Origin of the sequence: Affinirhizobium straminoryzae (assembly GCF_007004135.1) — a bacterium.
Lineage (GTDB): Bacteria > Pseudomonadota > Alphaproteobacteria > Rhizobiales > Rhizobiaceae > Neorhizobium > Neorhizobium straminoryzae.
The window spans coordinates 101,293-127,651 of sequence record NZ_VJMG01000003.1 but is presented as its reverse complement, the minus strand read 5'-3'; the positions used below and the strand labels follow the sequence as shown (position 1 = coordinate 127,651).

23 protein-coding genes and 1 pseudogene are annotated in these 26,359 nt (G+C 63.5%); 7 read left to right on the top strand and 17 right to left on the bottom strand.

All coding sequences use genetic code 11. The features are described 5' to 3' along the window. Positions 1-18: 18 nt before the first annotated feature. The 4 genes and pseudogenes from FNA46_RS01130 to edd all read left to right on the top strand — a co-directional run. Positions 19-870, top strand: a pseudogene (locus tag FNA46_RS01130) (NAD(P)/FAD-dependent oxidoreductase); the annotation flags it as partial. Between the two features lie 139 nt (positions 871-1,009). Next, positions 1,010-2,482, top strand: a complete 1,473-nt coding sequence (zwf, locus tag FNA46_RS01125; RefSeq protein WP_142880493.1) for a glucose-6-phosphate dehydrogenase — start codon at positions 1,010-1,012, stop codon at positions 2,480-2,482. 3 nt (positions 2,483-2,485) lie between these two features. Then, positions 2,486-3,184 (top strand): 6-phosphogluconolactonase, encoded by a 699-nt coding sequence (pgl, locus tag FNA46_RS01120; protein WP_142880492.1) that lies wholly within the window; start codon positions 2,486-2,488, stop codon positions 3,182-3,184. A gap of 105 nt (positions 3,185-3,289) precedes the next feature. Then, a complete protein-coding gene (edd, locus tag FNA46_RS01115; protein ID WP_142880491.1) occupies positions 3,290-5,110 on the top strand; it encodes a phosphogluconate dehydratase in 1,821 nt (606 codons plus the stop codon). A 51-nt stretch (positions 5,111-5,161) separates the two neighbouring features. On the opposite strand, the gene FNA46_RS01110 is transcribed toward edd, so the two are convergent. Together FNA46_RS01110 and FNA46_RS01105 are read right to left on the bottom strand one after the other, a co-directional pair. After that, positions 5,162-5,932: a phosphodiesterase gene (locus FNA46_RS01110; protein WP_185969678.1), complete on the bottom strand. Its 771-nt coding sequence runs from the start codon at positions 5,930-5,932 to the stop codon at positions 5,162-5,164. Position 5,933: 1 nt separating this feature from the next. Beyond that, entirely contained in the window at positions 5,934-6,470 is a 537-nt protein-coding gene (locus tag FNA46_RS01105; RefSeq protein ID WP_142880489.1) for a GNAT family N-acetyltransferase, read from the bottom strand. Between the two features lie 93 nt (positions 6,471-6,563). On the opposite strand from FNA46_RS01105, the gene FNA46_RS01100 reads away from it, so the two are divergent. Together FNA46_RS01100 and FNA46_RS01095 are read left to right on the top strand one after the other, a co-directional pair. After that, positions 6,564-7,460 carry a LysR substrate-binding domain-containing protein gene (locus tag FNA46_RS01100; protein WP_142880488.1) on the top strand — a complete coding sequence of 299 codons (897 nt, stop codon included), beginning with the start codon at positions 6,564-6,566 and terminating at the stop codon, positions 7,458-7,460. A 138-nt stretch (positions 7,461-7,598) separates the two neighbouring features. Then, positions 7,599-8,954 carry a metallophosphoesterase gene (locus tag FNA46_RS01095; protein WP_142880487.1) on the top strand — a complete coding sequence of 452 codons (1,356 nt, stop codon included), beginning with the start codon at positions 7,599-7,601 and terminating at the stop codon, positions 8,952-8,954. Positions 8,955-8,976: 22 nt separating this feature from the next. Here the strand turns inward: FNA46_RS01095 and FNA46_RS01090 are convergent, their stop codons facing one another. The 6 genes from FNA46_RS01090 to FNA46_RS01065 all read right to left on the bottom strand — a co-directional run bounded on the left by FNA46_RS01090 (position 8,977) and on the right by FNA46_RS01065 (position 16,037). After that, a complete protein-coding gene (locus tag FNA46_RS01090; protein WP_185969679.1) occupies positions 8,977-9,333 on the bottom strand; it encodes a hypothetical protein in 357 nt (118 codons plus the stop codon). Positions 9,334-9,498: 165 nt separating this feature from the next. Further along, on the bottom strand, positions 9,499-10,587 hold the full coding sequence (locus FNA46_RS01085) for an ABC transporter ATP-binding protein (RefSeq protein WP_142880485.1): 1,089 nt from the start codon (positions 10,585-10,587) through the stop codon (positions 9,499-9,501). 107 nt (positions 10,588-10,694) lie between these two features. Further along, positions 10,695-12,350: a beta-galactosidase BglA gene (gene bglA, locus FNA46_RS01080; protein ID WP_142880484.1), complete on the bottom strand. Its 1,656-nt coding sequence runs from the start codon at positions 12,348-12,350 to the stop codon at positions 10,695-10,697. Between the two features lie 28 nt (positions 12,351-12,378). Continuing rightward, positions 12,379-13,542 (bottom strand): carbohydrate ABC transporter permease, encoded by a 1,164-nt coding sequence (locus FNA46_RS01075; RefSeq protein WP_142880483.1) that lies wholly within the window; start codon positions 13,540-13,542, stop codon positions 12,379-12,381. A 1-nt stretch (position 13,543) separates the two neighbouring features. Beyond that, positions 13,544-14,557: a carbohydrate ABC transporter permease gene (locus tag FNA46_RS01070; RefSeq protein WP_142880482.1), complete on the bottom strand. Its 1,014-nt coding sequence runs from the start codon at positions 14,555-14,557 to the stop codon at positions 13,544-13,546. Positions 14,558-14,675: 118 nt separating this feature from the next. Further along, positions 14,676-16,037, bottom strand: coding sequence for an ABC transporter substrate-binding protein (locus tag FNA46_RS01065; RefSeq protein ID WP_142880481.1), 1,362 nt, complete (start codon positions 16,035-16,037; stop codon positions 14,676-14,678). A 273-nt stretch (positions 16,038-16,310) separates the two neighbouring features. Between FNA46_RS01065 and FNA46_RS01060 the strand changes: the two genes are divergently transcribed. Then, the gene (locus tag FNA46_RS01060) at positions 16,311-17,336 is read left to right on the top strand and encodes a LacI family DNA-binding transcriptional regulator (RefSeq protein ID WP_142880480.1); all 1,026 of its coding nucleotides are present in this window, start codon (positions 16,311-16,313) and stop codon (positions 17,334-17,336) included. Between the two features lie 13 nt (positions 17,337-17,349). Here FNA46_RS01060 and folD read toward each other — a convergent pair whose 3' ends face one another. The 9 genes from folD to flhA form a co-directional block, all read right to left on the bottom strand. Then, positions 17,350-18,249, bottom strand: a complete 900-nt coding sequence (folD, locus tag FNA46_RS01055; protein WP_142880479.1) for a bifunctional methylenetetrahydrofolate dehydrogenase/methenyltetrahydrofolate cyclohydrolase FolD — start codon at positions 18,247-18,249, stop codon at positions 17,350-17,352. Positions 18,250-18,422: 173 nt separating this feature from the next. Continuing rightward, positions 18,423-20,093: a calponin homology domain-containing protein gene (locus FNA46_RS01050; protein ID WP_142880478.1), complete on the bottom strand. Its 1,671-nt coding sequence runs from the start codon at positions 20,091-20,093 to the stop codon at positions 18,423-18,425. Positions 20,094-20,551: 458 nt separating this feature from the next. Beyond that, on the bottom strand, positions 20,552-21,208 hold the full coding sequence (locus FNA46_RS01045) for a hypothetical protein (protein ID WP_142880477.1): 657 nt from the start codon (positions 21,206-21,208) through the stop codon (positions 20,552-20,554). 225 nt (positions 21,209-21,433) lie between these two features. Then, positions 21,434-21,976 carry a hypothetical protein gene (locus FNA46_RS01040; protein WP_142880476.1) on the bottom strand — a complete coding sequence of 181 codons (543 nt, stop codon included), beginning with the start codon at positions 21,974-21,976 and terminating at the stop codon, positions 21,434-21,436. Beyond that, the gene (locus FNA46_RS01035) at positions 21,976-22,341 is read right to left on the bottom strand and encodes a hypothetical protein (protein ID WP_142880500.1); all 366 of its coding nucleotides are present in this window, start codon (positions 22,339-22,341) and stop codon (positions 21,976-21,978) included. The genes FNA46_RS01040 and FNA46_RS01035 overlap by 1 nt, the downstream gene beginning before the upstream one ends. Before the next feature lie 26 nt (positions 22,342-22,367). Beyond that, a complete protein-coding gene (locus tag FNA46_RS01030; RefSeq protein WP_142880475.1) occupies positions 22,368-22,925 on the bottom strand; it encodes a rod-binding protein in 558 nt (185 codons plus the stop codon). A gap of 96 nt (positions 22,926-23,021) precedes the next feature. Further along, positions 23,022-23,441, bottom strand: a complete 420-nt coding sequence (locus FNA46_RS01025; RefSeq protein WP_142880474.1) for a hypothetical protein — start codon at positions 23,439-23,441, stop codon at positions 23,022-23,024. A gap of 7 nt (positions 23,442-23,448) precedes the next feature. Next, positions 23,449-24,201 carry a flagellar biosynthetic protein FliR gene (fliR, locus tag FNA46_RS01020; protein WP_142880473.1) on the bottom strand — a complete coding sequence of 251 codons (753 nt, stop codon included), beginning with the start codon at positions 24,199-24,201 and terminating at the stop codon, positions 23,449-23,451. After that, the gene (gene flhA / locus FNA46_RS01015) at positions 24,198-26,285 is read right to left on the bottom strand and encodes a flagellar biosynthesis protein FlhA (RefSeq protein WP_142880472.1); all 2,088 of its coding nucleotides are present in this window, start codon (positions 26,283-26,285) and stop codon (positions 24,198-24,200) included. Before flhA ends, fliR begins: the two co-directional genes overlap by 4 nt. Positions 26,286-26,359 lie beyond the last annotated feature (74 nt).

Genomic DNA, 26,359 nt, shown 5'->3' with positions numbered 1-26,359 from the left:
GGATAGTCGTAGCGTGTCGCCAGAAGGTCCGCGACACGCTACGACTATCCGCATGTCGCCTTCATGGACCGGGCGGAAACCGCCGAACGACTGGGTTCCTCACACTACCGTCACGGGGTTCGTGATGCCGGCACCGGCCACATTCATCCGCTGAAGCTGCTGATCGGGCTTGCCCGCGTGGCGGCCGAAGCCGGTGCCCGGATCTGCGAGATGACGCCGGCCACCGGCATCACCCAATCTGAGGGCCGCACGCGGATCGAGACGCCGCGCGGAACGATCACCGCCGAGCGGGTTCTGCTCGCGACCAATGCCTATATCGGCAAGCTGGAACGGGAAACGGCAGCACATGTGATGCCGATCCGCTCCTTCATCGGCGCGACCGTGCCGCTCGACCGCTTCCCCGACATCCTGCCGGGTGCGGAAGCGGTGGCGGATTCGCGCTTCGTTGTGCGCTATTTCCGCAAGAGCCGCGACGGGCGCCTGCTGTTCGGCGGGCGGGAAGCCTATACCGCCGACAGCCCGCGTGACATCTCCCGCCATATCCGCAAGCAGATCGCGGAGATCTATCCGGCGCTGAAGGATGTGGAAATCACCCATGCCTGGGGCGGTTCGGTCGGCATTACCATGCCCCGCAAGCCCTTCGTGCGCGAGGTGATGCCGGGCGTCACCTCGATTGCCGGTTATTCCGGCCATGGCGTCATGTTGTCAAATTATGCTGGCAAGATGTATGCCGATGCCGTGATTGGAAACACCAGCGAACTCGGCCTGTTCAGCGAACTGAAGATTCCGCCCTTCCCGGGTGGCGATCGACTGCGCAGCCCGCTGCTGTTTCTGGCGCTGACCTGGTACGCCCTGCGCGACCGGCTTTGATGCGCCCGCGTCGGCGCCAAAGGGGATGTCAACCCCGGGACTGACGCCAATGTGACGCTTTGCCCCAAGACGGGGGCTGGCTTTTTTAAATCGATTAGATTATGTAGTCCTCAACCCTCAGACTTCGAAAGAACCAGGCATGAGCAGTCAGATCATCCCCGTGGAACCCTTCGACTATGTCGTCTTCGGCGGCAATGGCGACCTTGCCGAACGAAAGCTGCTTCCGGCCCTTTACCACCGCCAGATCGAGGGACAGTTCACAGAGCCGACCCGCGTGATCGGCGCCGCCCGCACGCCGATGAGCCACGAGGAATTTCGCAAGTTCGCCGACGAGGCCCTGAAAAAGCACCTCAAGGACGGCGAATACGACACGGCGGAAGTGGCCAAGTTCCTCGCCCGTCTGTTCTACGTCTCCGTCGATGCCAAGACCGATGCCGGCTGGGACCAGTTGAAGAAGCTGCTGGACGAAGGCAAGGAGCGGGTACGCGCCTTCTATCTCGCCGTGTCTCCGGCCATTTTCGGCGCCATCTCGGAAAAGATCCGCGACCACAAGCTGATCACCAAGTCCACCCGCATCGTGGTGGAAAAGCCGATCGGCCGCGACCTCTCCTCGGCGCTTGAGCTGAACGACACGATCGGCAAGGTGTTCAAGGAAGAGCAGATCTTCCGCATCGACCATTATCTCGGCAAGGAAACCGTCCAGAACCTGATGGCGCTGCGCTTTGCCAATGCGCTCTACGAGCCGCTGTGGAACGCCCAGTACATCGACCATGTGCAGATTTCGGTGGCCGAATCCGTCGGTCTCGAAGGTCGCGCCGGCTATTACGACACGGCGGGTGCGCTGCGTGACATGGTGCAGAATCACATCCTGCAGCTGCTCTGCCTTGTCGCCATGGAAGTACCCTCCTCCATGGATTCCGAGGCCGTGCGCGACGAGAAGCTGAAGGTGCTGCGGGCGCTGCGCCCGATCACCGATGCCAATGTCGAGCAGATGACCGTGCGCGGCCAGTATCGCGCCGGGGCATCCTCCGGCGGTCCCGTCAAGGGCTATCTCGAAGAGCTGGCCGGCGGCATATCCAACACGGAAACCTTCGTCGCCATCAAGGCCGAGATCAACAACTGGCGCTGGGCGGGCGTTCCCTTCTACATCCGCACCGGCAAGCGGCTGGCGAGCCGCATGTCGGAAATCGTCATCACCTTCAAGCCGATCCCGCACAACATCTTCGATCCGGCCGCCGGCCGCATTTCGGCCAACCAGCTGATCATCCGCCTGCAGCCGGATGAGGGCGTCAAGCAGTCGCTGATGATCAAGGACCCCGGTCCGGGCGGCATGCGCCTGCGCAATGTTTCGCTCGACATGAGCTTCGCCGCCGCCTTCAACGTGCGCAATCCCGATGCCTACGAGCGCCTGCTGATGGACGTGATCCGCTCCAACCAGACGCTGTTCATGCGCCGCGACGAGGTGGAGGCCGCGTGGAAATGGGTCGATCCGATCCTGAAGGGCTGGGAACTCACCGGCCAGCCGGCACAGGGCTATACCGCCGGCACCTGGGGGCCGAGCCAGGCGATTGCGCTGATCGAGCGCGATGGCCGCACCTGGCACGAGGGCTGACCCATGGCATCGACCCTGCACAGCTTCGCCAACACCGCCGAACTGGCCGAACTTCTGGCCGACGATGTGTCGGCCCGCCTGGCACAGGCCATTGTCGAACGGGGAGTGGCCTCGATTGCCGTCTCCGGCGGCTCCACGCCGAAGCGCTTCTTCGAGGCGCTTTCCACCCGTGACATCGCCTGGGACAAGGTGACGATCACGCTGGTCGACGAACGCTTCGTGCCTGCGGACAATCCGCGCTCCAACCACCAGCTGGTGGAAACCCACCTTCTCCGGAACAAGGCGGCGAGCGCCATCTTCGTGCCGCTCTATCACGATGTGGCCTCCGCGCTGCAGGCCGCCGCGATCGCCACCGAAAAGACCGAGGACATCGGCAATCCCTTCGATGTGGCGATCCTCGGCATGGGCGGTGACGGGCACACGGCCTCCTTCTTCCCCGGCGGCAATCATCTTGCCCGCGCCATCGATCCCGATGCGCCGCGCGGCGTGATGACGATGATGGCCGAAGGGGCCGGTGAAGAGCGCCTGACCTTCACTTTTCCAAGCCTCGCCGATGCGCGCTTCCTGGTGCTGCACATCGAGGGCGAAGCGAAGAAGGCCGTGCTTGAGCAGGCTCTGGCCGGCACCGACGAGATGGAAATGCCGGTGCGCGCCGTTCTGAACCGTGCCACCTCGCCGGTCGAGATCTACTGGGCGCCCTGACGCCAAGGCGCCCATCACGCGCGGGGACGCGCGGCAAACGAAAGCAAGAGAACATCAGGCGCGGCGGCCTCCCAACCGCCGCAAGCCTTGCCCATGGAGGATGATATGGCTGCCCATTCGAGCATTGAAGCGATCACCCGGCGCATCGTGGAACGGTCGAAACCGCATCGCGAGGCCTATCTGGACCGCGTGCGGCGCGCGGCCGCCAAGGGCGTGCACCGCTCCACGCTCTCCTGCGGCAACCTCGCCCATGGCTTTGCAGTCTGTTCCCCCGCCGAGAAGGCCGCGCTCGCTGGCGACGTCGTGCCCAATCTCGGCATCATCACGGCCTATAACGACATGCTCTCGGCCCACCAGCCCTACGAGACCTTCCCGCCGATCATCCGCGAGGCCGCACGCGAGGCCGGCGGCGTGGCGCAGGTGGCGGGCGGCGTGCCCGCCATGTGCGATGGCGTGACGCAGGGGCAGCCGGGCATGGAGCTTTCGCTCTTCTCGCGCGATGCAATTGCCATGGCGGCCGGCATCGGCCTTTCCCACAACATGTTCGATGCCGCCGTTTTCCTCGGCATCTGCGACAAGATCGTGCCGGGCCTCGTGATTGCGGCGCTGACCTTCGGTCACCTGCCCTCCGTCTTTATTCCGGCCGGTCCGATGACCTCCGGCCTGCCGAACGACGAGAAGTCGCGCATCCGCCAGCTCTATGCGGAAGGCAAGGTCGGCCGCGCCGAACTGCTGGAAGCGGAATCGAAATCCTATCACGGCCCCGGCACCTGCACCTTCTACGGCACGGCCAATTCAAACCAGATGCTGATGGAGATCATGGGCTTCCATATGCCCGGCGCCTCCTTCGTCAATCCGGGCACGCCGCTGCGCGAGGCGCTGACCAGGGAAGCCGCCAAGCGGGCGCTTGCGATTACCGCGCTCGGCAACGAATTCACGCCTGCCGGCGAGATGATCGATGAACGCTCCATCGTCAATGGCGTGGTCGGCCTGCATGCCACGGGTGGCTCCACCAACCACACGATGCACCTCGTCGCCATGGCGCGCGCCGCCGGCATCGTGTTGACCTGGCAGGATATTTCGGAACTTTCCGACACTGTGCCTCTGCTTGCCCGCGTCTATCCGAACGGGCTTGCCGACGTGAACCATTTCCACGCCGCCGGCGGCATGGGCTTCCTCATCAAGCAGCTCCTGAAGACCGGCCTGGTGCATGACGACGTGCGCACCGTCTTCGGCCAGGGCCTTGCCGCCTATACGGTCGAGGCGCGACTCGATGAAAACGGCATGGTGGTGCGCGAGGAGAGCCCGGAGGAGAGCGGCGATCCGAAGGTGCTGACGCGCATCGAAAGCCCCTTCCAGGCCAATGGCGGCCTGAAGATGCTGCACGGCAATCTCGGCAAGGGCGTCATCAAGATTTCCGCCGTCAAGCCGGAGCGCCACGTGATCGAGGCACCGGCCGTAGTCTTCCACGACCAGCAGGAACTGCAGGACGCCTTCAAGAAGGGCGAACTCAACAAGGATTTCGTCGCCGTGGTCCGCTTCCAGGGCCCGAAGGCGAACGGCATGCCGGAACTGCATCGCCTCACCCCGCCGCTCGGCGTGCTGCAGGATCGCGGCTTCAAGGTGGCGCTCGTCACCGATGGCCGCATGTCCGGCGCCTCCGGCAAGGTGCCGGCCGCGATCCATGTCACGCCGGAAGCCTCGGATGGCGGCCCGATCGCCAAGATCCAGAATGGCGACATGATCCGCATCGACGCCGTCAACGGAACGCTGGAAGTGCTGGTGGATGCCGCCGAATTCGCCGCCCGTCCGGCCGTTGAGGCGGACCTTACCGGCAATGACTTCGGCATGGGCCGCGAACTCTTCGCCCCCTTCCGCCAGCATGTCGGCCCGGCGGACCAGGGCGCGAGCGTGTTCTTCGCCTGAGACAAGCCATGGAGGTGGCAGACGGGCAATATTGCCCGGCTGCTGCCATCCTCAGCGCTGCGGCTTGATCTCCGCGTGATGCACCACAATGCTGTCGGTATCGATGAAGACGACACCGTAACCCGGTGTCTCGAAGCTGACGGGTGCGACATGCGGCGTTGTGAAATCCAGCGCGATCTGGTGGCTCGTTCCCCGCACACCGCTGAACGGCAGGCCCCGCCGCGTGCCGGAAACAGCCCGATGCAGGTGACCGAAGAACAGGTGTCGGATTCTTTCGCGGAAGGGCAAAAGAGCCGCCATGAGCGCCTCGGCATCCCGCAGGCAAATGGCATCCATGCGCTGCAGACCGACCCGAACCGGCGGATGGTGGGTGAACAGATAGACCGGGTCCGACCCACTCTCCGCAAGCCTTGCCCTCAGCCAGGCCAGACGCACCTCGCACAGCCGGCCTCCGGCGCTACCCGGTTCATGGGTATCGAGCAGGACCATGCGGCCGGCATCCGTATCGATCACCTGATGGACGAAACCATCGGCGGCACAGGCTTCCGGAAAGACCGACCGGAACGCGGTGCGATCGTCGTGATTGCCGATCATCACATGCACCGGCATGGGAAGCCGCATCAACTGCCGCCGCACCTCATGATAGGCGAGCGGCAGCCCGTCATGCGTCAGATCGCCGGTAACGACGCAAAGATCCGCATCGGCATGATCCACCAGAATGTCCGAGACGCAGCACTCAAGCTGCATATCCGGCCGGAGACCGTGCAACGCGACACCGGGAGGCGTCAGGTGAAGATCGGAAAGGTGCAGCAGCTTGAACATGTCAGGCCGCCGCATCGCTCAATGCCTTGCTGAGGATCACGCTTCGATAATTGGTGTGGGACCAGCGGGCATGTTCCACGAAGCGATATCCAAGGCGCGTATACCAGGCAACCAGATGCGTGGCGGGCTCTGCGGTATCGAGCGCGATTTCCCCTGCCCCCGCGCGGAGAGCCATGACCTCGACCTGTCTCAGCAGGCGCAGACCGAGCCCTTGTGCCTGAAGGTCCGGATCAACGGCAAACTGGGCGAGAGACGCGACCTCCTGGCGATCATACCAGCGGCATCCCGACGTCTGCTGCGGGTTCCGGAAGAGGATCGTCCCGCAGATCCTCCCATCCTGCAGCGCCACGAGACAGGTGCCCTGGGCAATCCGCTCGCGGGTCACCTCTTCGCTCTGATGGGTTGCCATGTAGCGCAATCCCATGTCGGCAAGCCGGCGATAGGCCCGGTGCAGCAGATCAGTCAGATCGGCGATGGAATCGGTCGGGAGAAGGGGGCGAATGACGGTCGGGCCGTCGGAGACTTCGTTTGTCTGCATCGGGAAACTCCTTGAAGGACAAGGCTTTTCTCTGCTGCTTTTCCGCGCGCGACAACTGAGTTATCCTGCGCAAAACCTCAGGAAAACTCACAGATGCATCGACGCCTGCCTCCGCTGAATGCCGTCAAGGCCTTTGAAGCCACAGGACGACGCGGCAGCCTGACGCTGGCGGCAAGCGAGCTGGGCGTGACGCATGGCGCGATCAGCCGCCAGATCCGCATTCTCGAGAGCTGGCTGGGCGCAAGCCTGTTTGCGCGCGACGGCCGGGGGGTTGCTCTGACGGCGGAGGGGCAGCAGTTCCTGATCGAGACGACGCGCGTTCTGGATGATCTCGCCAGGGCGAGCGAGCAACTGGCGGGTCGGGATGCCCGGGAAGTGCTGCGCATCAGCGCGCCGCAGACTTTCACGATGCGGTGGCTCATTCCCCGCCTTCCCCGCTTTACGTCGCAGCATCCCGATATCGAAATCCGGCTCTCCGCCTCCATCGAACCGCTCGAGACCCTTTGCGAACACTTCGATCTCGCGATCCGGCGCGGACATCTCGGGGAGACGAGCACGGCCTTTCTCTCCGAAACCTGCCTTCCGGTGGCAAGCCCTGATCTTCTGGCAAAGAGGCCCGTGGGACAGGTGGCCGATCTTGCCGCGCACACACTCTTGCATGCGGAATCGGTTGCAAGCCTCTGGGCGCTCTGGCTGCGTGAAGCCGGCATGCCAGATCTCGCGGGCGCCGCCCAGTTGCGGTTCGAACCGCTGTACCATTCGCTGCAGGCCGCAATCGACGGCGTCGGCATCGCAATGGGGCCAAGCGCGCTGGTGGCGGCGGATGTCGCGGCCGGAAGACTGACGCCACTCTTTCCCCAGCTGGCTCTGCGGATGGAGGATTTCCACGTCGTCATCTCCCGCACCTGTCATTCCGTGCGACATGCCCGGCTGTTCCAGACCTGGCTGCTGCAGGAAGGCCAGTCGTCCGGTTCGCAAGCCCCGGCATGAGGCAGGTGGCCGGGATGTCGGTTGCCGGCCGAGATGAAAAGGATGATAGGGATGGAAGGACGCTCGCCGATCAGGACGTCACAGCCGTGTCGTACAGCATTGTTAGGGCGAGGCATTTCCGAAAAAGGGATTGTCCAGATGCTGCTCAACCGCCGCGCCGTTCTCGGCCTGTTTTCCTCCGCCGCCCTCCTGCCGCTGGCCGGTACTGTCGCCCGTGCGGCCGAGCCGGGCGTCGATCTCATCATTCTCTCCGACCTGCATTCGGCCTATGAGCGGATGGCCGAACTGCTGCAGGTCGTTGAGACCCGCGTTGCCTCGGCAAGCCGGCCACAGGTGATCCTGTTCAATGGCGATCTGTTCGAATCCGGCAATGTCGCGGCCGCACGCTCCGGCGGCGAGGCCGACTGGGCCTTCCTCCGCACGCTTGCCAGGCTTGCGCCGACCGTCTTCAACATCGGCAATCACGAGCCCGATTTCGACAACGATCTCGCCCATTTCGTCGAGAAGGCCCGCTCGCTCGGGGTCACCGTGCTGAGCAACATCAACGACAAGCGCACCGGCAAGCCCTATGCGGAGGCCTCCGCCACGCTGTCTGCCGGCGGCATGACGCTCAACATCGCCGCCCTTGGCACCAATGCCATCGGCACCTATCCCAAGGCGACGCGCGACCTGATCGACGTGCCGCAGCCGGTGGAATGGGCCAAGGCCAACCTGCCCGCCATCCTGAAAAGCGGCAGCGTCAATATCGTCCTCAGCCATGCCGGCGTGGTGCCGGATCGCGATATCCTGCCGATGCTGCCCGATGCAACGCTGATGATCGGCGGTCACGACCACCTGACGCTGGCCCATGAACAGGGCAGGACGCGCTATGTGCATACCGGCTCCTGGGCCTCGCTGATGACGGTCGCGACCATCACCACGCCGGGTGCCGCAGCCACCCTCGAGCGAATCTCCATCGAGCGCGACGGCCCGGCGGCAGCGGACCTGAAGCGCACGATCGCAACCGTTCTCGACAGGCATCTGACCGCCGAAGACCGCAGCGTGATTGCCCGCACGGCAAAGCCGCTGACGCTCGGCGAAACCGCCCGCTTCACGGCCGCCGCCATTGCCGCAAAGGTCGGCGCCGATATCGGCTTCATCGGCCACACCTCCTTCGGCACCGGCCTTCCCAGGGGCGAGGTCAGCCGCTTCGATTACAATGCGGCGCTGCGTTTCGAGGGCAAGATCATGAAGGCCGAGGTGGATGCGACAACGCTTGCCGCCATCCTTGCCCGCTGCAACCAGGATGGCGACGTGCCGCTTTCCGCCCGCACCGGCGATTTCCTCTATGCGGCACCGGCACTCGCCGCCGGCAAGCAGAGCTACATCATTGCCTGCAACGACTGGTCGGCGATCAACCGCAAGGCCTATTTTGGCCGCGAGGACCTGACCTTTGCCGAAGTACCGGAGCTGAAGCTGAAGGCGCTGGTGATCGAGGCGCTGAACAAGGCCTGAGGCTGAGGAAGCGAACGCTCCCTTACCAGCTTCTCACGTCCAGCTTCTTGTCCTTGTGGGCCGGATGGGTCGAGAAGATGAAGATGCGGTCGAGTTCCTTCTGCGTCAACATCCTGAGGAACCGCACGTCGATCGTGTTGTTGCTGTTCACCCGCATCAGGATGCAGCCGATCTTCATGATGCGCGCATCGGGAATGTCGAGCACGAATTCCTTGGGGAGATTGTACTGGGTGAGCAGTGCCAGCACGGCGCCGCTCATCGAGATGCGGATCACGTCGCAGCGGCGCGAGGCCATGTGCATCACGTGCTTTTCCGTATACTCGATCCGGCCGGCATTCATGGTGTCTTCCAGGCGGAACCGCGTTTCGCGGTCATACATGAAAGACTCTTCCTTCTTCAGATAATGGCTCGGTTGTCCGGACATGACGGCCTCAGCAATATGCGACTGCACCTGCCCTGATCCTAGGTCCGGAACCTTAACAGAGGGTATGGACGGCACCCACGGATCAGGGTGCCCCATAAGAAAGCGGAAAGGATTGAGGCGTCAGCGACGATAGGTCTGGCCGCTGGCATCGAAGAGATGCATCTTGGCCGGATCGGCCGCAAAACGCAGCGTCGCCCCCTTCTCCACCTTGAAGATGCCGGGCAGCTTGGCGATGATCGGTTCCTCGTCGGAAAGGCCCTCGATGTAGAGCAGCGTCACTTCGCCGAGCGCCTCGACAATCGAGACCTTGCCCTCGAACAGATAGTCCTCGCCGGTGGTGACGGTCAGGTCCTCGGGGCGGATGCCGAAGCTTGCGGCCTTGCCCTTTTCCGACGCAGAGGTTGCGACCGGAACCGAGATCACCTTGCCGCCCCTGAGCGAAAGCCGGGTGGTATCGCCGGTCTCGGCCACCGTCGAGGGGATGATGTTCATGGCAGGCGAGCCGATGAACTTGGCGACGAACAGGTTCTGCGGCCGCTCGTAGAGTTCCAGCGGCGCGCCGACCTGCTCGATGCGGCCGGCCGACAGCACCACGATCCGGTCGGCCAGCGTCATCGCCTCCACCTGATCGTGGGTGACGTAGATCATCGTGGTGTCCGGCATGCTCTCGTTGAGCTTGGCGATCTCGATGCGGGTGGCCACGCGAAGGGCTGCATCGAGGTTGGACAGGGGCTCGTCGAACAGGAAGACCTTCGGGTTGCGGCAGATGGCGCGGCCGATCGCGACGCGCTGGCGCTGGCCACCGGACAGCGCTTTCGGCAGACGCTCCAGATACTGGGTAAGTTGCAGGATATCGGCGGCGGAACGGACGCGACGGTCGATCTCCTGCTTGCTTTCGCCGGCAATGCGCATGCCGAAGGCCATGTTGTCGTAGACCGTCATGTGCGGATAGAGCGCATAGGACTGGAAGACCATGGCAATGCCGCGCTTCGACGGCGGCACCTCGTTGACGCGGTTGCCATCGATGAACATGTCGCCGCTGGAAATCTCCTCGAGACCCGCAATCATGCGCAGCAGCGTGGACTTGCCGCAGCCGGACGGCCCGACGAAGACCACGAACTCGCCTTGGCGGATGTCGAGGTCGATACCGTGCAGCACCTTCACCTGCCCGTAGGCCTTGCGGATATCCTTCAGCACCAAGCCAGCCATGTCTCTCCCCTTCTCAAGCCTTTGACCCGCTTTACGCCTCGGGCACGGTTGTCGTGTGTGTCAGGGATCCGGGAAGGCAGCCTTCCCGGATCCGATCTCGAAATGCCTCAGGCAAGCCGCGCGAAGAACGCGCCCCAGGCCGGCAGAGTGACCGAGCGCCCCTCGACCACTGCCTCGAAGCCATGGCCGGTCAACACCTCCCATGCACCATCGGGCAGTTCGGCGACCACGTCGCCTGCGCTCATGTTGAACAGGCACAGCAGCGTCTCGTTGCCGAGGCTGCGGGTATAGGCGAGCACGCTGTCGGTCGGCGGCAGGAAGGCGATGTCACCCTTGGCAAAGGCCGGATGCGCGCGACGGAAAGCCAGGAAGCGGCGATACTGCTCCATGACCGAGGTTTCCACGCCCTGCTGCACGTTGACGGCGCGCAGCTGGTGTTCGACCGGGATCGGCAGCCAGGTCTTCTCCGCGGTGGAAAAACCCGCCTGCACGGCATGGTCATCCCAGACCATCGGCGTGCGGCAGCCGTCGCGGCCCTTGAATTCCGGCCAGAACTGGATGCCATAGGGATCCTGCAGATCCGCATAGGCAATGTCGGCTTCCGTCAGGCCCAGTTCCTCGCCCTGATAGATGCAGACCGAACCGCGCTGTGTCAGAAGGATGGCGGAGAGCAGCTTGGCATAGGCATCCCGATCGAGGACGTCTGCTCCCCAGCGCGAGACATGGCGCACGACGTCATGGTTGGAGAAGGCCCAGCAGGCCCAGCCTTCCGGTGCTGCCGCGGCAAAGTCCTTCTGCACCTCGGCAACGCGGGCCGGTGTCAGCGCATCCGGCGCCAGGAATTCGAAGGCATAGCACATCTGCATCTTGTCACCGCCGGAGGTGTATTCCCCGACGATTTCCAGGCCGCGCTGGCTGTCGCCCACTTCGCCGACAGCGGCAATAGCCGGGAATTCGTTCAGCACGGCGCGGAACCGCTTGAGGAATTCGAGATTCTCCGGGCGGTTCTTGTCGTAGAGGTGCTCCTGGAAATTATAGGGATTGACCGCCGGCGCCGTGGAGGCGTTGCGCCGCTCGGGCGCCAGCGACGGATTGTCCCGCAATTCCCGGTCATGGAAGTAGAAGTTGATCGTGTCGAGACGAAAGCCATCGACGCCGCGCTTCAGCCAGAAGCGCACCACATCGAGAAGCGCATCCTGAACCTCGGGATTGTGCAGGTTCATGTCCGGCTGCGAGGTGAGGAAGTTGTGCAGGTAATACTGCATGCGCGTCGGATCCCAGGCCCAGGCGGATCCGCCGAAGATCGACAGCCAGTTGTTGGGCGGCGTACCATCCGGCTTCGGATCGGCCCAGACATACCAGTCGGCCTTCGGGTTGACGCGGCTGGAACGGCTTTCGACGAACCAGGCGTGCTGGTCGGAGCTGTGGGAGATGACGAGGTCGATCATCACCTTGATCTGCAGGCGGTGCGCCTCGGCGATCAGCGCATCGAAATCGGACAGCGTGCCGAACATCGGATCGACATCCGTGTAGTTCGAGACGTCATAGCCGAAATCCTTCATCGGCGACGGGAAGAAGGGCGAGATCCAGATGGCATCGGCGCCGAGGGCCGCGATATGCGGCAAGCGGGCGGTGATGCCCTTCAGATCGCCGATGCCGTCACCGTTCGAGTCCTGATAGGAGCGCGGATAGATCTGGTAGATGACCGCGCCGCGCCACCAGTCGGCATCCGGCGCTTCGATCGTCTGGGAAGAAGCAATCATTGACGTCAAACCTTGAAAAGAAAAATGCTCAGCCGCCCTTGACCGAACCGGCAAGGAGACCGCGCACCAGATAGCGTTGCAGCCCGAAGAACACCGCCAGCGGCACGAGGATCGTGACAAAGGCGGAGGCCGTCAGGATTTCCCAATTGCCGCCGCGCGAGCCGAGCAGCGCATTGAGCGCCCCCGTCAGCACAAGCTGATCGCGGCCGGTGCCGAGGAAGACGATGGCCACCAGAAGATCGTTCCAGACCCAGAGGAACTGGAAGATGGCAAAGGAGGCCAAGGCCGGGAAAGACAGCGGCAGGACGATCTTCAGGAAGATCTCGAAATCGGACGCGCCGTCGACGCGCGCACTTTCGATGATTTCCTTCGGAAGTCCGGCAATGTAGTTGCGCAGGAGATAGATGGCGAGCGGCATGCCGAAAGCGGTATGCGCAAGCCAGATCCCGGCATAGGTCTTGGACGAGGTGCCGAGGAAATTGCCCACCTCGTTGTAGAGCCTCAGAAGCGGAATGAGCGACATCTGCAGCGGCACGACGATGAGACCGACGACCATGGCGATGATCAGCGCCCGCCCCGGAAAGCTCATCCACGACAGTGCATAGGCGGCAAAGGCGGCGATCAGGATCGGAATGATGGTCGCCGGGATCGTCACCGTCAGCGAATTGATGAAGGCCTGGCCGATGCCCTCCCCCTTCAGCACCGTCTCGTAGTTCTGCAGGCTGAACTGAGGCGGCGTGGAAACGGTCAGATAGATGCGCTTGCCGCGCGAACCCTCGAAGGGAGCGTTCTTGCTATAGACATAGGAGCCGTCCGGCTTGACCGTCAGCGTCTCGCCCTCGCCAAGATCGGCGGGCTTGTCTACGGGGAAGGCCGCCGGCTCCTGCACGCGCACGCCGAAGGCGCTGACGGTGCCGCCCTGGCCCTTTTCGAAGACCGAGCCGGTGATCACGTAATTCGCGCCCTCCTGCCGGGCGCTTGAGGGATCGCCGAGACGGCCGGCGCTGGTCTGGGTGGAACTGCTGAACGCCGTCCACCAGCCCGACGTGGTGATCTGGCCCTTGTCGCGGATGGAGGTGACGAGGATGCCGAGCGTCGGGATCAGCCACAGGATGACGATGACGAGCACCGACAGGTGAACGATCAGGCGCGGCAGGCCGACGCGCTTGAGGCGAAGGGAAAGGCTTGCCATCTCAATGTCCTCCGGCGTCGCGGTTGGCCTGACGGATGTTCCAGATCATGATCGGCGTCACGGCCGCCATGATGACGAGCGCGATGACCGCGCTTCGGCCGCTGTCGCCGCCGCCACGGAACATCCAGTCGAACATCAGGTTGGCCAGCACCATGGTGTCCCACTGGCCGTTGGTCATGGTCAGCACGATGTCGAAGACCTTGAGAACGAGGATGGTGATGGTGGTCCACACCACCGCGATGGTGCCCCAGATCTGCGGCACCATGATCTTCCAGAAGATCTGCCAGCCATTGGCGCCATCGATGACCGCCGCCTCGATGGTTTCCTCCGGGATGCCGCGCAATGCGGCAGACAGGATGACCATGGCAAAGCCGGTCTGGATCCAGATCAGGATGACCATCAGGAAGAAGTTGTTCCAGAACGGCATGGAGATCCACACCTGCGGATCGCCGCCGAGCGCAGTGACGAGGGCGTTGAGGAGGCCGATCTGGCTGTCGCTTGCGCCGCGATACTCGTAGATGAACTTCCAGATCACGGAGGCGCCGACAAACGAGATCGCCATCGGCATGAAGACGATGCTTTTCGCGATATTGCCCCACCAGATGCGGTCGGTCAGCACGGCGATCACGAGGCCGAAGAAGGTGCAGGCGGCAGGTACAACCGCAAGCCAGAGAATGTTGTTGAAGATCGACTGCCGGAAGCCGGCATCGAAGAAGGCCCAGCGGTAATTGGCAAGCCCGACGAAGGTCTCGCCGCTGCGGTCATGAAAGGACAGGATGAAGGTCGCAATCACCGGATAGACCAGGTAGATGCCGAGCAGCAGCAGCGCCGGTCCGAGAAACAGCCAGGGCCGGATGACGGCGCGGCGGTTGAGATTGCGCGATGCCTGGGTGACATCGCCATCGCGCACCGGCAGCGCCAGATTGAGCACCTTGTCCGATAGCCAGTAATAGAGAGCGCAGACGAAAACGCCGACGATCATCACGCCGACGGCCGAGACGATCTGCGATACCATGTCCCCTCCTCATGGTCCGGTCCGGACCTTTGTCTTCCGGCTTGTCATGCCGGTGTCGTGTCACGGCAGAAGCGATGCGCCGCCGGTTTTGCCGACGGCGCACGGTCATGTGTCCCGTTTACTTCAGGCCGTCCCAGGCCTTCTGGATCTCGTCGCCGACCTGCTTGGCAGACTTGCCGCCGACGAAATCGACCATGCCCGTCCAGAAGGCGCCGGCACCGATCTTGCCCGGCATCAGGTCGGAACCGTCGAAGCGGAAGGTGGTCGCCGTCGTCAGGATCTCGCCCTGCTTCTTCAGTGCGTCATTGGCATAGGCTTCGGTCTTCACGCCCTTGTACGGCGTGAGGAACCCGGACTGCGCCATCCAGACCTCATGCGCGATCGGCGTCTTCAGGAAGTCGATGAAGGCCTGTGCCGCCGGGGAATCCTTGGTAATCGCCACCAGCGTACCCGCACCCAGAACCGGCGTGCCGAGTTCCGGTTTGGAGGCATAGGTCGGCATGTAGAAGAAATCCGCATCCGTGCCGAGCTTCGTGCCTTCCGGGAAGAAGGTCGGGATGAACGAGGCCTGATGGTGCAGGTAGCACTTCGGCGGAATGCCGAAGAGGCCCTTCGGACTGTCGCGGAAGTCTGTCGAGGCAACGGCTGCCACGCCGCCGGAGACGTATTTCTCGTTCTTGGCGAACTTGCCGAATTCATCGATGACGCTGACGACCTTGGGATCGTTGAACTTCACCGTGTTATTGACCCAGCCGTCATAGGTCTGCGGCGTGTTCATGCGCAGCATCAGGTCTTCCACCCAGTCGGTGGCCGGCCAGCCCGTCGCACCACCGGAACCGAGACCGATGCACCAGGGCGTGCCGCCATCCTTGACGATCTTGTCGGAGAGGGCGATCAGCTCCTCCATCGTCTTGGGAACCTTGTAACCTGCTTCCTCGAAGTTTTCCGGCACATACCAGACGAGCGACTTCAGGTCGGCCTTGTAGGGAAAGGCGAAGAAGGCATCCTTGCCATCCTTGCCCTTGTAGGTGCCGAGACCGAGCCAGGAATCGCCTGCGCCGTAATTGGCCTTCACCCAGTCACCCGTTCCGGCCTTCAACGGCACCAGGAAGCCCTTGGAGGCGAGGTCCTGCAACAGGCCGGGCTGCGGCAGGATGGCGATGTTCGGGGGCGAACCCGCCTGCGTATCGATGACGATCTGCTGCTCGTAGTTTTCCGAGGACGAATACTGGACGTTGGCGCCGGTCGCATCGTTGAAATAGGCGAGAACGCTGCGGAACAGCTTCTCGTCATCGCCGCGCCAGGGGCCGAAAATCGTCAGCGTCTGGCCCTTGATGTCACCATGCGCCTTCTTGAAATCCTCGTAGCTTTTCCAGTTGAACTTGGCGTCCTGACCGGGCGCAAACTTCAGATCTGCAGCATTGACGCCAGTAACGCCAAGGCAAATGGCAGCAACGCCAGAAAGCAAAAGATGTTTCATGCAAAACCTCCCCTTCAGAGATGTAAATCTTCCTACCCAGATCGCATCGAAAGCATTCAAAGCGCTTTGAGGCGAAGAAGCCATGCCACAGGCACTGGAGTCAAGTCTCTTTTCGAATGGCCCCTCACGTATTCAAGCTTGACATGAATTAGGGCGCGGGTCAGCTGTGTCCACGTCTCAATTTTCGCGACATTTTTGCGCCGATGCGGTATCGAAGCGCTTTGAGTGCCGGACAGGACAAGCCGCCGTTCGGCACGTGGAGGAACTGGCACGGTGAATCTCAAGCAATTGTCGGCGCTGCTGGGACTGTCCCAGACGACGATCAGCCGCGCCCTGAACGGTTATCCGGAGGTCAACGAGGAAACGCGCCAGCGCGTGCTGAAGGCCGCGCAGGAGACGGGCTATCGCCCGAACCGCGCCGCACGCAGGCTGGCCACCGGAAAGGCCGGCTCGCTTGGTCTGGTGATGCCCATGTCCGAGGGGCAGTCTGCCGACATTCATTTTGCCGAATTCCAGAGCGGGCTTGCCGACGAATGCCTGCGCCACGAATTCCATTTCGTGATCATGCCCGCCCATCCGCACGAGGAGGAGCAGGCGATCCGCGAACTCGTCAACAGCGGCAGCGTGGACGCCTACTATCTTGCCTATATGCGCGCCCGCGATCCGCGGCTGAAGATGGCAAAGTCGCTGGCGCTGCCCTTCATCGTGCATGGACGCTCTCTCGGCGTGGCGGAAGACTATCCCTATCTCGACGTCGACAATGAGGGCGCCTTTCGCCAGGCGGCCCGCTACCTGATCGATCTCGGCCACACCCGCTTTGCGCTGATCAACGGCATGGCCGACCTCGATTTCGCCGCCCGCCGACGCATGGGGCTGGAACAGGCCCTGGCCGGACGCGGTCTGTCGCTGCGGGGGGACTTCGTCAGCAGCACGCTGATGACGGATGCCAACGGCTATCGCCACATGGCGCAGCTGCTGCAGCATCCCGAGCCGCCAACCGCCGTGCTCTGTGCGAGTACCGTGCTGGCGCTCGGCGCCGTGCGCGCCATTCGCGAGGCGGGGCTGCAACTCGGCACCGACATCTCGCTGATCGCCCATGACGACGACCTGATGCTGCTGAAGCCGGAGCATTTTTCGACGCCGCTGACCACCACCAGCTCCTCCCTGCGCGAGGCAGGGCGGCGGGTGGCCGAACGGCTGATCAGTGCCGTGACGGATCCGGAGGCGGATCTGCCGAGAAGGGAACTCTGGACGGCGGATCTCACGGTGCGCGCGTCGACCGGCCCTGCGCCGGACTGAGGCTCGACCGGCCTCAGAAGGTCGGAACGGGGCGGCCTGCCGAACGATAGGCGGCAATCACGGTGTTGGCCATCAGCATGGCGATCGTCATCGGCCCGACGCCGCCCGGCACCGGCGTGATGGCACCGGCCATCTCGGCGCAGGCCTCGAAATCCACATCGCCGACGAGGCGGCTCTTGCCCTCGCCCTTTTCCGGCGCATCGATGCGGTTGATGCCGACATCGATGATCGTGGCGCCGGGCTTCACCCAATCCTTCTTGACCATGAAGGGACGGCCGACGGCGGCCACGAGAATATCGGCCTGCCGGCAGATCGCCGCCAGATCCTTGGTGCGCGAATGGGCCATGGTGACGGTGGCATTGGCAGCGAGCAGCAGCAGGCCCATCGGCTTGCCAAACAGGTTGGAGCGGCCGATGACGACCGCATTGAGGCCGGAGAGATCGGCGCCATGGATGCTGCGCACCAGGATCATCGAACCGGCCGGCGTGCAGGAGATGAGGCCGCTCGAGAGATCGCCGCTGGCAAGCTTGCCGGCATTGACGACGTGAAGACCATCCACATCCTTGTCCGGGCGGATCGATTGGATCACCGGTTCGGAATCGAGATGCCGGGGCAGCGGCAGCTGAACGAGAATGCCGTGGATGGCCGGATCGTCGTTGAGGGAGGCCACCAGCGCTTCCAGCTCCGCCTGCGTCGTCTCTTCCGGCAGGGAGTGCTGGATGGAGGTGAAGCCGCACTGCTTGGCCATGCGGCTCTTGGCGTTCACATAGGCATGGCTTGCCGGATCGTTGCCGACGATGACGACGGCGAGACCGGGCTTGACGCCCGCTTCACGCTCCAGAACCGCCGAGGCCTCCGCCACGGCCTCCGTTACCTTTGCCGCCGTCTGCTTTCCGTCGATGATGCTGGCCACGCGCATGCCTCCTGGGGATGGTCGGAAACCCTTGAGACCCGTCGTCGCCATGACCGATGTCAGCGCAAACAGGCCGCCTGCCAACGCCCTAGGGCCTTGAAGGCCCCAATGCAAGACCTGCGTGACAGGGAAGCAGCGTGAAAGGGAGGAGAGACGGTTCCAGCCATGATCCGTCAGCGCCGACGGCGGTGGCGGTCTTCGTCCCCCGGTTCGGCCAGCGCTTGGGAGAGCGCAGTCACCTCTGCCCGGAGGCGCGCAAGATCGCGGCGAAGCTGCAACAGGTCGTCATTGGCGGCCATCGGCCGATGGCGCGGCACCGCGTCGCCCTCACCGTCGAGGATCCCGGCGAGCAAGGATGGCAACGGATGGGCACCGGCCGGCTGGCGTTGCGAGAGCAACAGTTCCTCCAGCATGGCGGCAGCACTTTCATCCACGGCACGCGCGGTCGCCGGCAAGCTCTGGCCTTGGTCGGCGAAAGACGCCAGATCGTTCTCCGTCACCGGCAGCAGACTGGTGAAACGAAGCGGCGCATACGCGTCCGCGGTTTCGTTGGGGGAAGCCGACGCGACGACGGCAGGCTGTCTGGGCAGCCCGGCGAAAGCTTCCGGAAACGGCGAGGAAGCGGCTATGGAAGTCGCCATGGCGGGCTCATTCTGCGGCACGGTCGACGCGGTCGATGACACGAGGTCTGCGGCATTCTGCTCCTGCGGCCTGCGTCCCGGAAGGGCTGCGGCGGCAAGGCAAAGCGCGGCAAGACTACCCATCAGCGAGGCGAGCCAGAGCGGCAGGCCGGTGGCTGTCGCCTCCACTGCCCGGGCTGGCATGGCAAGGCTGGCAACGACCTGAGGCGCCGGCTCTGCCCGACGCGCGGCAGATTCTGCGGCGGAAAGGGCCTCGCGGGCCGTGGCCAGGGCCGCCTCCCGTTCCCGATGGCGCTGCTCGGCCGCCGACACGGGACGGGCGGCGATACGGGCCTGTTCCTCGCCGAGACGACGCAGATCGTCTTCGAGGCGGGCAGTCTCCTGTTGCCGGCGGCTGCGTTCATTCTCCAGCGCCTTGCCGATCGCAGCTCTCGCCTCATCGACCGCCTGACGCGCCGCAATCAGCTTCGGGTGGCGGGGACCGAGATCGGCGGCAAGCCGCTCTGCCAGCAGGCGGGTATCCAGGAACTGGCGGCGCAGCGGTTCAATCTGGTCCAGCCCTGCGGCCGCGGGCGGCGAGGTCTCCAGCACTCCCGCAAGCGTCAGCCCGCGCACGGCCTCGAGTGCCAGATGCGCCTCCGCGAGTGCCGCGCGGCCACGCGCCAGCCTTGCCTCGATATCAGCCTTTCGGGCGGCCTCCGCCTGCCAGCGCTGGCGATCCTCGGCCGCTACGGCTTCTGCGGCAAGAGCCGCTTCGGCGGCCTGCACCACCCGGCGCGCAGCCGCCACGCGCTGATCCGCCTCGCCCGTGGCAGGCTGTCCGAGATGGCGGGCCAGCACGGCTGCGGCGGCATTGGCCAGCCGTGCAGCCTCCAGCGCCTCGCGGGCATCGGCGCGCACCAGCATCTGCCCCGGCAAGTCCGGTGTCACGCCTAGCCGCTCGGCAAGGCCGGGCTGTCGCGTGAAGAAACCCGAAAGAAGATCACTCGCGGAGACACCGGCCGAGGCCGTGCGCTCGTGGGAAGGCCGCGCCTCATCTGCGGCTTGGCGGATCTCGTCCAGCACGCGACCATCGGCAAGCAGGCGGCGCAGCGCCGGAACAAGCGTATCGGCCGGCAATCCGCCCGGGGCAAGCGTCTCCACCTGCAGCAGAGCCGCTGCCTCGTACCGGCGCGTCAGATCGACCGGCAGGACCAGCGGCATCAACGCTCCGCCGATCCCAGCGAAGAGCAGCAAGGCAGGGGCAAGACGGCGACCTTTCGCGACGAAATGCGCAACAGGCGGGCGCGGCTCTGGGGCAGAGCGTTGCAGATGCGTCGAAACGTGCATGAGCCAGTCCATTCCCGAGGCGGCAGAAGCGGTGCGCCTGTCCCGTGTTCGCGGCGGAAGCCGGCCTGACGGGAACCATGACGGCCGCAGCCGCCTGCCCGGCAGGGGCAAGGCGACGAAAGAACCGCACGGTCGCAAACCGGATGTCGCCGATCATGGCGCTGGAGGGAAGGATCGGACCCGGTCGGAAAGGTCCGCACGTCGATCGGCGACGCCTCATGCGACGGCCGGATCGCCATTTCCCGGAAGAAACCACTCGGGACCAGCACGCTGGCTCCCCACAGGTCGGCTTCCGCATGGGAAAACTCTAAATTTTTTTGGCAAACAAACGGTTAATCTCGGTTCTTGCCCGCAGCACCGAAGATCTCGCTTGCCAGCAGCAGAAGTCCGTCATGGCGGAAGGCGAGGAAATCCTCAAGCCGCCGTTCCTCGGCCTCGTCACGCGCATCGGCAATCACCATATCGGCAGCCGTTGCTTCGAGGGCCGCATCGAGCGGCGACGCGGCCCGCCCGGGAAACGGACCCGTCATGGCAAGCGTCGAAATGTCATGCCAGGGGGCATGCGCCTTGAGCCGCCGGCGCGCCGCCTCCAGGCGGCTCCTGTCCGCGCCGATCAGCAGAATACGGCGCCGATGGTCCATGAAGGTCAACAGCGACGGCACGAAGCGGTCCGGGGCAAGGGACGCGATGGCAGCGCGCGGCCGCACCAGACGAAGAAGGACCGTCACGGCGCGGTCTGCCGGCAGAAGAACGTGTCCGCCAAGCCGCGCGCGATAGAGCGGATTGATCAAGGCCCGAAGGAGGCCGGACAAAGTGAGGAAAGTGACCGCGCGGCACCCCACCCGCAACTCTGCAGCTGCCTCCAGCATGGCAAGACTGTCAGCCCAGCCCAGCGTCGGAAAAGAGAGCCCGAAGGCCCTTCGCCCGTCCTGACGCATCGCGAGGACCGGTGAAACCGAAGCGGCCATCTGCGGACGCACAGCCGGCAAAGGACCTCCGGCCCTGTCGGGCAGGCGATGGGGGGCTGGCATGGCGCGATCGTGCTGCATCGGACGCTCGAAACTGCGGAAAAGCTGATCTGTTCTCCCTAGCAGTCCTGCGTGAAACCCGGCTTAAACCGGAGGATCGAATCCGAGTGACGTGTTTGCGGGTGCGTTAACGACAACGCCCGCCGGAGGGCGGGCGTGGCGAACGGCAACGGCATCCGGTTGATGTCAGTGCCCGCTTTTGGCGGGGGCGGCGTCGACCTTGACGCCTTCGACGATCTTGGTCGGCATCACCTGCTTGCCCTGCGGGCGGTCGCTGTTGGCGCGGATATCATCCTTGGACAGGTAGTCGATCTGCTCCACCAGGGGCTCGATGACATAGTCGTCGCCGAACTTCTTGTTGAGGTTCTCCTTCACCCGCTTCTTGAAGCCTTCGAGATCGAAGGACTTCACGTTGGTGAGGTCTACCATGCGATCCCCGACGAGCAGCGTGAACAGTTCGTCGGTCATCAGTTCGGTCATCGGCAGGTGCAGGCCCTTCACCTTTTCCTTGTCCATCAGGAAGGAAATGCGGGTGATGAAATAGCCCTGCACGGCGCCATTGGCGAGGACGGGCACGTTGATGACCTCGCCCTTGACGAGATCGCTCTTGTCCTTCAGCAGCTGCGACTGATCCACCGGCGGGGGCGGCGCCGCCATCTTCACGGAGAAAAACACCGCGCCTAGCGACACGGCACAGACCCACAAACCGGTAAGGAGCAGCTTAACCATCAGGATTCGCTATAGTAGAACTGTTCTTGGGTGTAGGTGCCATCGCCATCGGCATCGCGCACGGCATTCTTCAGAAGATCGGCCACGGTGCGCACGGCATTGAGATGGGCTTCCACACGGCGGGCATTGAGTGCGAGCTTGCCCTTCAGTGCATGCATCTGCTCGATGTGGTTGACGGCGAATTCCTCCGGGCTGGTGCTGCGGAACAGCATGGTCAGCTCGTAGAGGCACCGGCTCTTGTGCGCGTTGGAGACCTTCAGGTCGAATTGCGGATCCTTGCCGATCCGCTCATTTTCATTGTCGATGATCATCTCCAGCCGGCCAAGGACTGTCTTGATGCGATAATCATTCGAGATAACTTCCATATGTTCGGTCCCGCCGTGCTGCGTTGTCATGCCTCGCTCCGATCTGCCGGTGCCAGGTTGAGGGCTTTTCGTTCAAAATCGTTGATCATGGACAGAGTGCGGCTGCGCTCCGTCTCATCGGTGCGGGCGTTGAGTTCGCCTTCGTTGCGCAGCTTCTGCAGGGACTGCGAATAGACCTGCTCTGCAATGCCGACACCGCCACTCTTGCTGATCTGGTTGGCAATCTGCTCCGACATCATGCTCTTCCAGAATTCGCCGGCAGATCCCTTGCCATAGACCTGCTCGCTGTCGCTGGGCAGGATCGAGTTGACAAAGGTCTGCAGCACCGAGGCTTCGAACTTGCGGTATTCCTCGGGCATCTTGGCGGCCTTGTCCGCACCCTCGGCGCGGTGCAGGCTGGCCCGGGTGCCGGTCTGGTCGATCCGGTCGACGGTTACCGCAAACCCCTTGTCGGCCGATGCGAGACTGGTGGCGGCAAAGGCCGCGCGGTTTGCCTTGAGCTTTGCCTGGGCTGCCTGCACCTCGGTCGGGTCTGCAGCCCGCAGGACATCCATCACGAGATCGCTGGGAGGAGAGATCGCCACTAGAACTTCCTTTCGTCTGAGTGGCGAGACTATGCGGGATGAAGCTTGCTTTAGGCTGGCGTGGCGACGAAGGACGGCGTAAGCGCCGGCTAAAACTTACAAAGGCTCGGAATTTTCGCGTTTTGCGCCGGCCATCGTCAGGTCCAGCAGGTCGTAAAGGGTCGAATCATCCTGTTCGCGGTCTTCCAGGCTGCGGGCTTCCTTCATGTGCTCCTCCAGCCGGTCGCCCTTGGTGCGCTCACGCAGCACCTGCGCTTCCAGCACCTGCTGCACGCCGCCAAGCTGACTGTCGCGGATCATCAGCCGGCCGAAACGTTCCGAATGGTGGCGGGAGAACTGCATGTGCAGCGGCGTCATGGAGCCGATGGCCTCGATGACCAGATCCATCTGCTCGCCCACTTCGGCGCGCTGCCGGGTCACCGCGGAAAGCTCGCTTTCGGCCATTTTTTCCAGATGGCGCTGCACGGCAACGAGCCGTTTCAGCTTGCGGGACCGGACCTGACCGCTGTCTGCCATGATCGCCTCAGAAGGAGTTGAAGACCGGCGCGAACCCTTGCGCGAACTGCCGCATGAGCGCGGCAATGGCGAGGTAGAGCATGAAGATGCCGCCGGTGACGAGATAGGGGGTGGAAATGAAATAGACCGGGATCTGCGGCGCGAGCTTGTTGACCAGGCCGATCGCCACGTTGAACAGCAGGCCGAAAATCAGGAAGGGGCTTGCCAGCCGGAGCATGATGGAGGTGGAGGCGCGCAGCGTATCGGTGAGCGTGATCAGCATCTTCTGCGGTTCGATGATCGCGCCGACCGGGGTCGCCCCGTAGGAATCGAGAAGCGCCCGGAAGACGATGTGGTGGAAGTCCATGATGAACAGCAGCATCAGGCCGCAGAACACGATCAGGCTGGTGACGGAGGTTTCCGATGTGTCTTCCAGAATGTCGTGACCGCCCGGCGCCGTGAAACCGATCGCCATGGTGAGGATCGCACCGGCAAACTGCAGGCCGAGCACGTAGATGCGGGCGATCATGCCGTAGACGATGCCGATCATGGTTTCGGAAAAGATCAGCCCGACATAGGTGGCGCCGGGCGATGATGCCGCCGGGTAGACGCTGTCCCAGATCATCGGAAGGATCGCCATCGACACCGCGACCGCCAGGAACAGCCGTACATTGGGCGAAAGCCTGGCGCTTGAAAAACCCGGCAGGGTCATGATGCAGCCCCCCATGCGGCAAAAGGCCAGGAAGAGCGCCAGCATCGTCCCCTGCGGGTCTGTAATCATGAAATCGAGCCCAGAATCTTGATGTCGAGCCCCTTTGCCAGTTCCACATGCGAGAGAACGGGAAGCGTTGCAAACAGGCGTTCGATGATCATTCTGACATAGGAGCGCGTCTCAGGCGAGGTCACGAGGACGAATGGCAGACCGCGATCCATGAATTCGCGGATCACGCGGCTTGCCTGCTCGCTGAATTCCTCGAGCGCGCGCGGATCGATGTCGAATTCGACGACCTCGCCCTTGGGATCGCGCTTCAGCGCCTGATGGAAAAGGAGATCCCACTTGCTGCCAAGGCGCAGAACCCGGAGCACGCCATTGTCGGCCAGATCGCCGCACAGCTGCTGGGCCATGCGCACGCGCACATGTTCGACGATCTGCTCGGTCTTGCGCACATGCGGCGCAAGCTCGGCCACGGCTTCCAGGATGAGATGAAGGTTGCGGATCGAGACCCTTTCGGCCAGCAGCAGCTTCAGCACCGCCTGCAGCCCGGAATAGGACATGTGCGAGGAGCAGATCTCGTCGGCCAGTTTCTTGTATTCCGGATCCAGCCGGTCGATCAGGATCTTCACATCCTTGTAGGAGAGAAGCTGCGGAAGGTTGTTGCGGATCACTTCGGAGAGATGCGTCAGCACCACCGACACATTGTCGATGGGGTGGAAACCCTCACGCTTCAGATCGTCGGCAAAGGCCTCGAGGATCGAGACCGCCGGCATGCCGAAGGCCGGTTCGCGGATCTCGTCGCCGGGGATCGACGGCTTGCGGCCGGACCCGGTCACCACCAGCACATCGCCGACCCTGAGCGTGTTGGAGGCGATCGTCGTGCCGTGAATGCGGATCTGGTAGGACTTTTCCGGAATGGAGATGTCGTCGGTGACCTTGATCTCGGGAACGACGAAGCCGTACTGGCTGGCGAATTTCTTGCGCATCTTGCCAACCCGGAAGGCCAGTTCCTGGTGCGCGCCGAGAAGGCGGGTGGAGACCTGCTTGCCAAGCGCCAGCTCGATCTCGGAGGTACGCAGCATCGACTTGACCGAATCCTTGTCGGCCTCCTTCGTCTGGCTGACCTTCTTCTCCTCCGTCTCGCGGCGCAGCTTGTTTTCCGCCTCCAGACGGCGCGGCACGATCCAGGCGCCAAAGGCCATGATGCCGCCGAGGGCCACGAAGGGAACGAAGGGCAGGCCCGGGACGAGCGCCAGAATGCCCATCAGGGCAGCAGCCAGAGAAAGCGCACGCGGATAACCGCCCAGCTGGTCGAGCACCGCCTTGTCGGCCGTGCCGGGCGTGCCGCCGCGCGACACGAGGAGGCCGGCTGCCAGCGAAACGATGAGGGCCGGCACCTGGGAGACGATGCCATCGCCGACCGACAGCTTGACGAACACGTCGGCCGCCTCGCCGATCGGCATGCCATGGCGGAAATAGCCGATGACGATGCCGCCGAAGATGTTGATGGCGGTGATGATGAGGCCCGCGACCGCATCGCCGCGCACGAATTTCGAGGCACCGTCCATGGCGCCGAAGAACATGCTCTCCTCTTCCAGTTCCCGGCGGCGGCGCTGCGCCTCCTTTTCGTCGATAATGCCGGCGGAAAGATCCGCGTCGATCGACATCTGCTTGCCGGGAATGGCATCGAGGGTGAAGCGGGCGCCGACTTCGGCGATACGTGTTGCACCCTTGGTGATGACGATGAAGTTCACCGTCACGAGGATCATGAAGACGATCACCCCGATCATGAAGTCGCCGGACATCACCAGCGAGGCAAAGCCCGCGATCACGCCGCCTGCCGCATCATGCCCCTCGTGGCCATGCGTCAGGATGGTGCGCGTCGTCGCGATGTTGAGCGACAGGCGGATCATCGTGGAAATCAGCAGGATGGTCGGGAAGGACGAGAAGTCCAGCGGCCTCTGGATCCACAGCGCCACCATCAGGATCAGCACGGAAAAGGCGATGGAAAAGGCCAGTCCCATGTCGATCAGAAAGGTCGGGATCGGCAGGAAGAGGATGCAGAGAATGGCGATGATGCCAAGTGCGAAGCCAATGTCCCGGCCGTTGGGACTGACCTTGGGAATGGAGAGTGCAGGTGGTTGCGCCATGGAATCCGTCTCTTCATGAGATGGCGGCGCAACGCATGTCACGCCGGTTCATCTGAAGCCTAGACGGTGAAGCT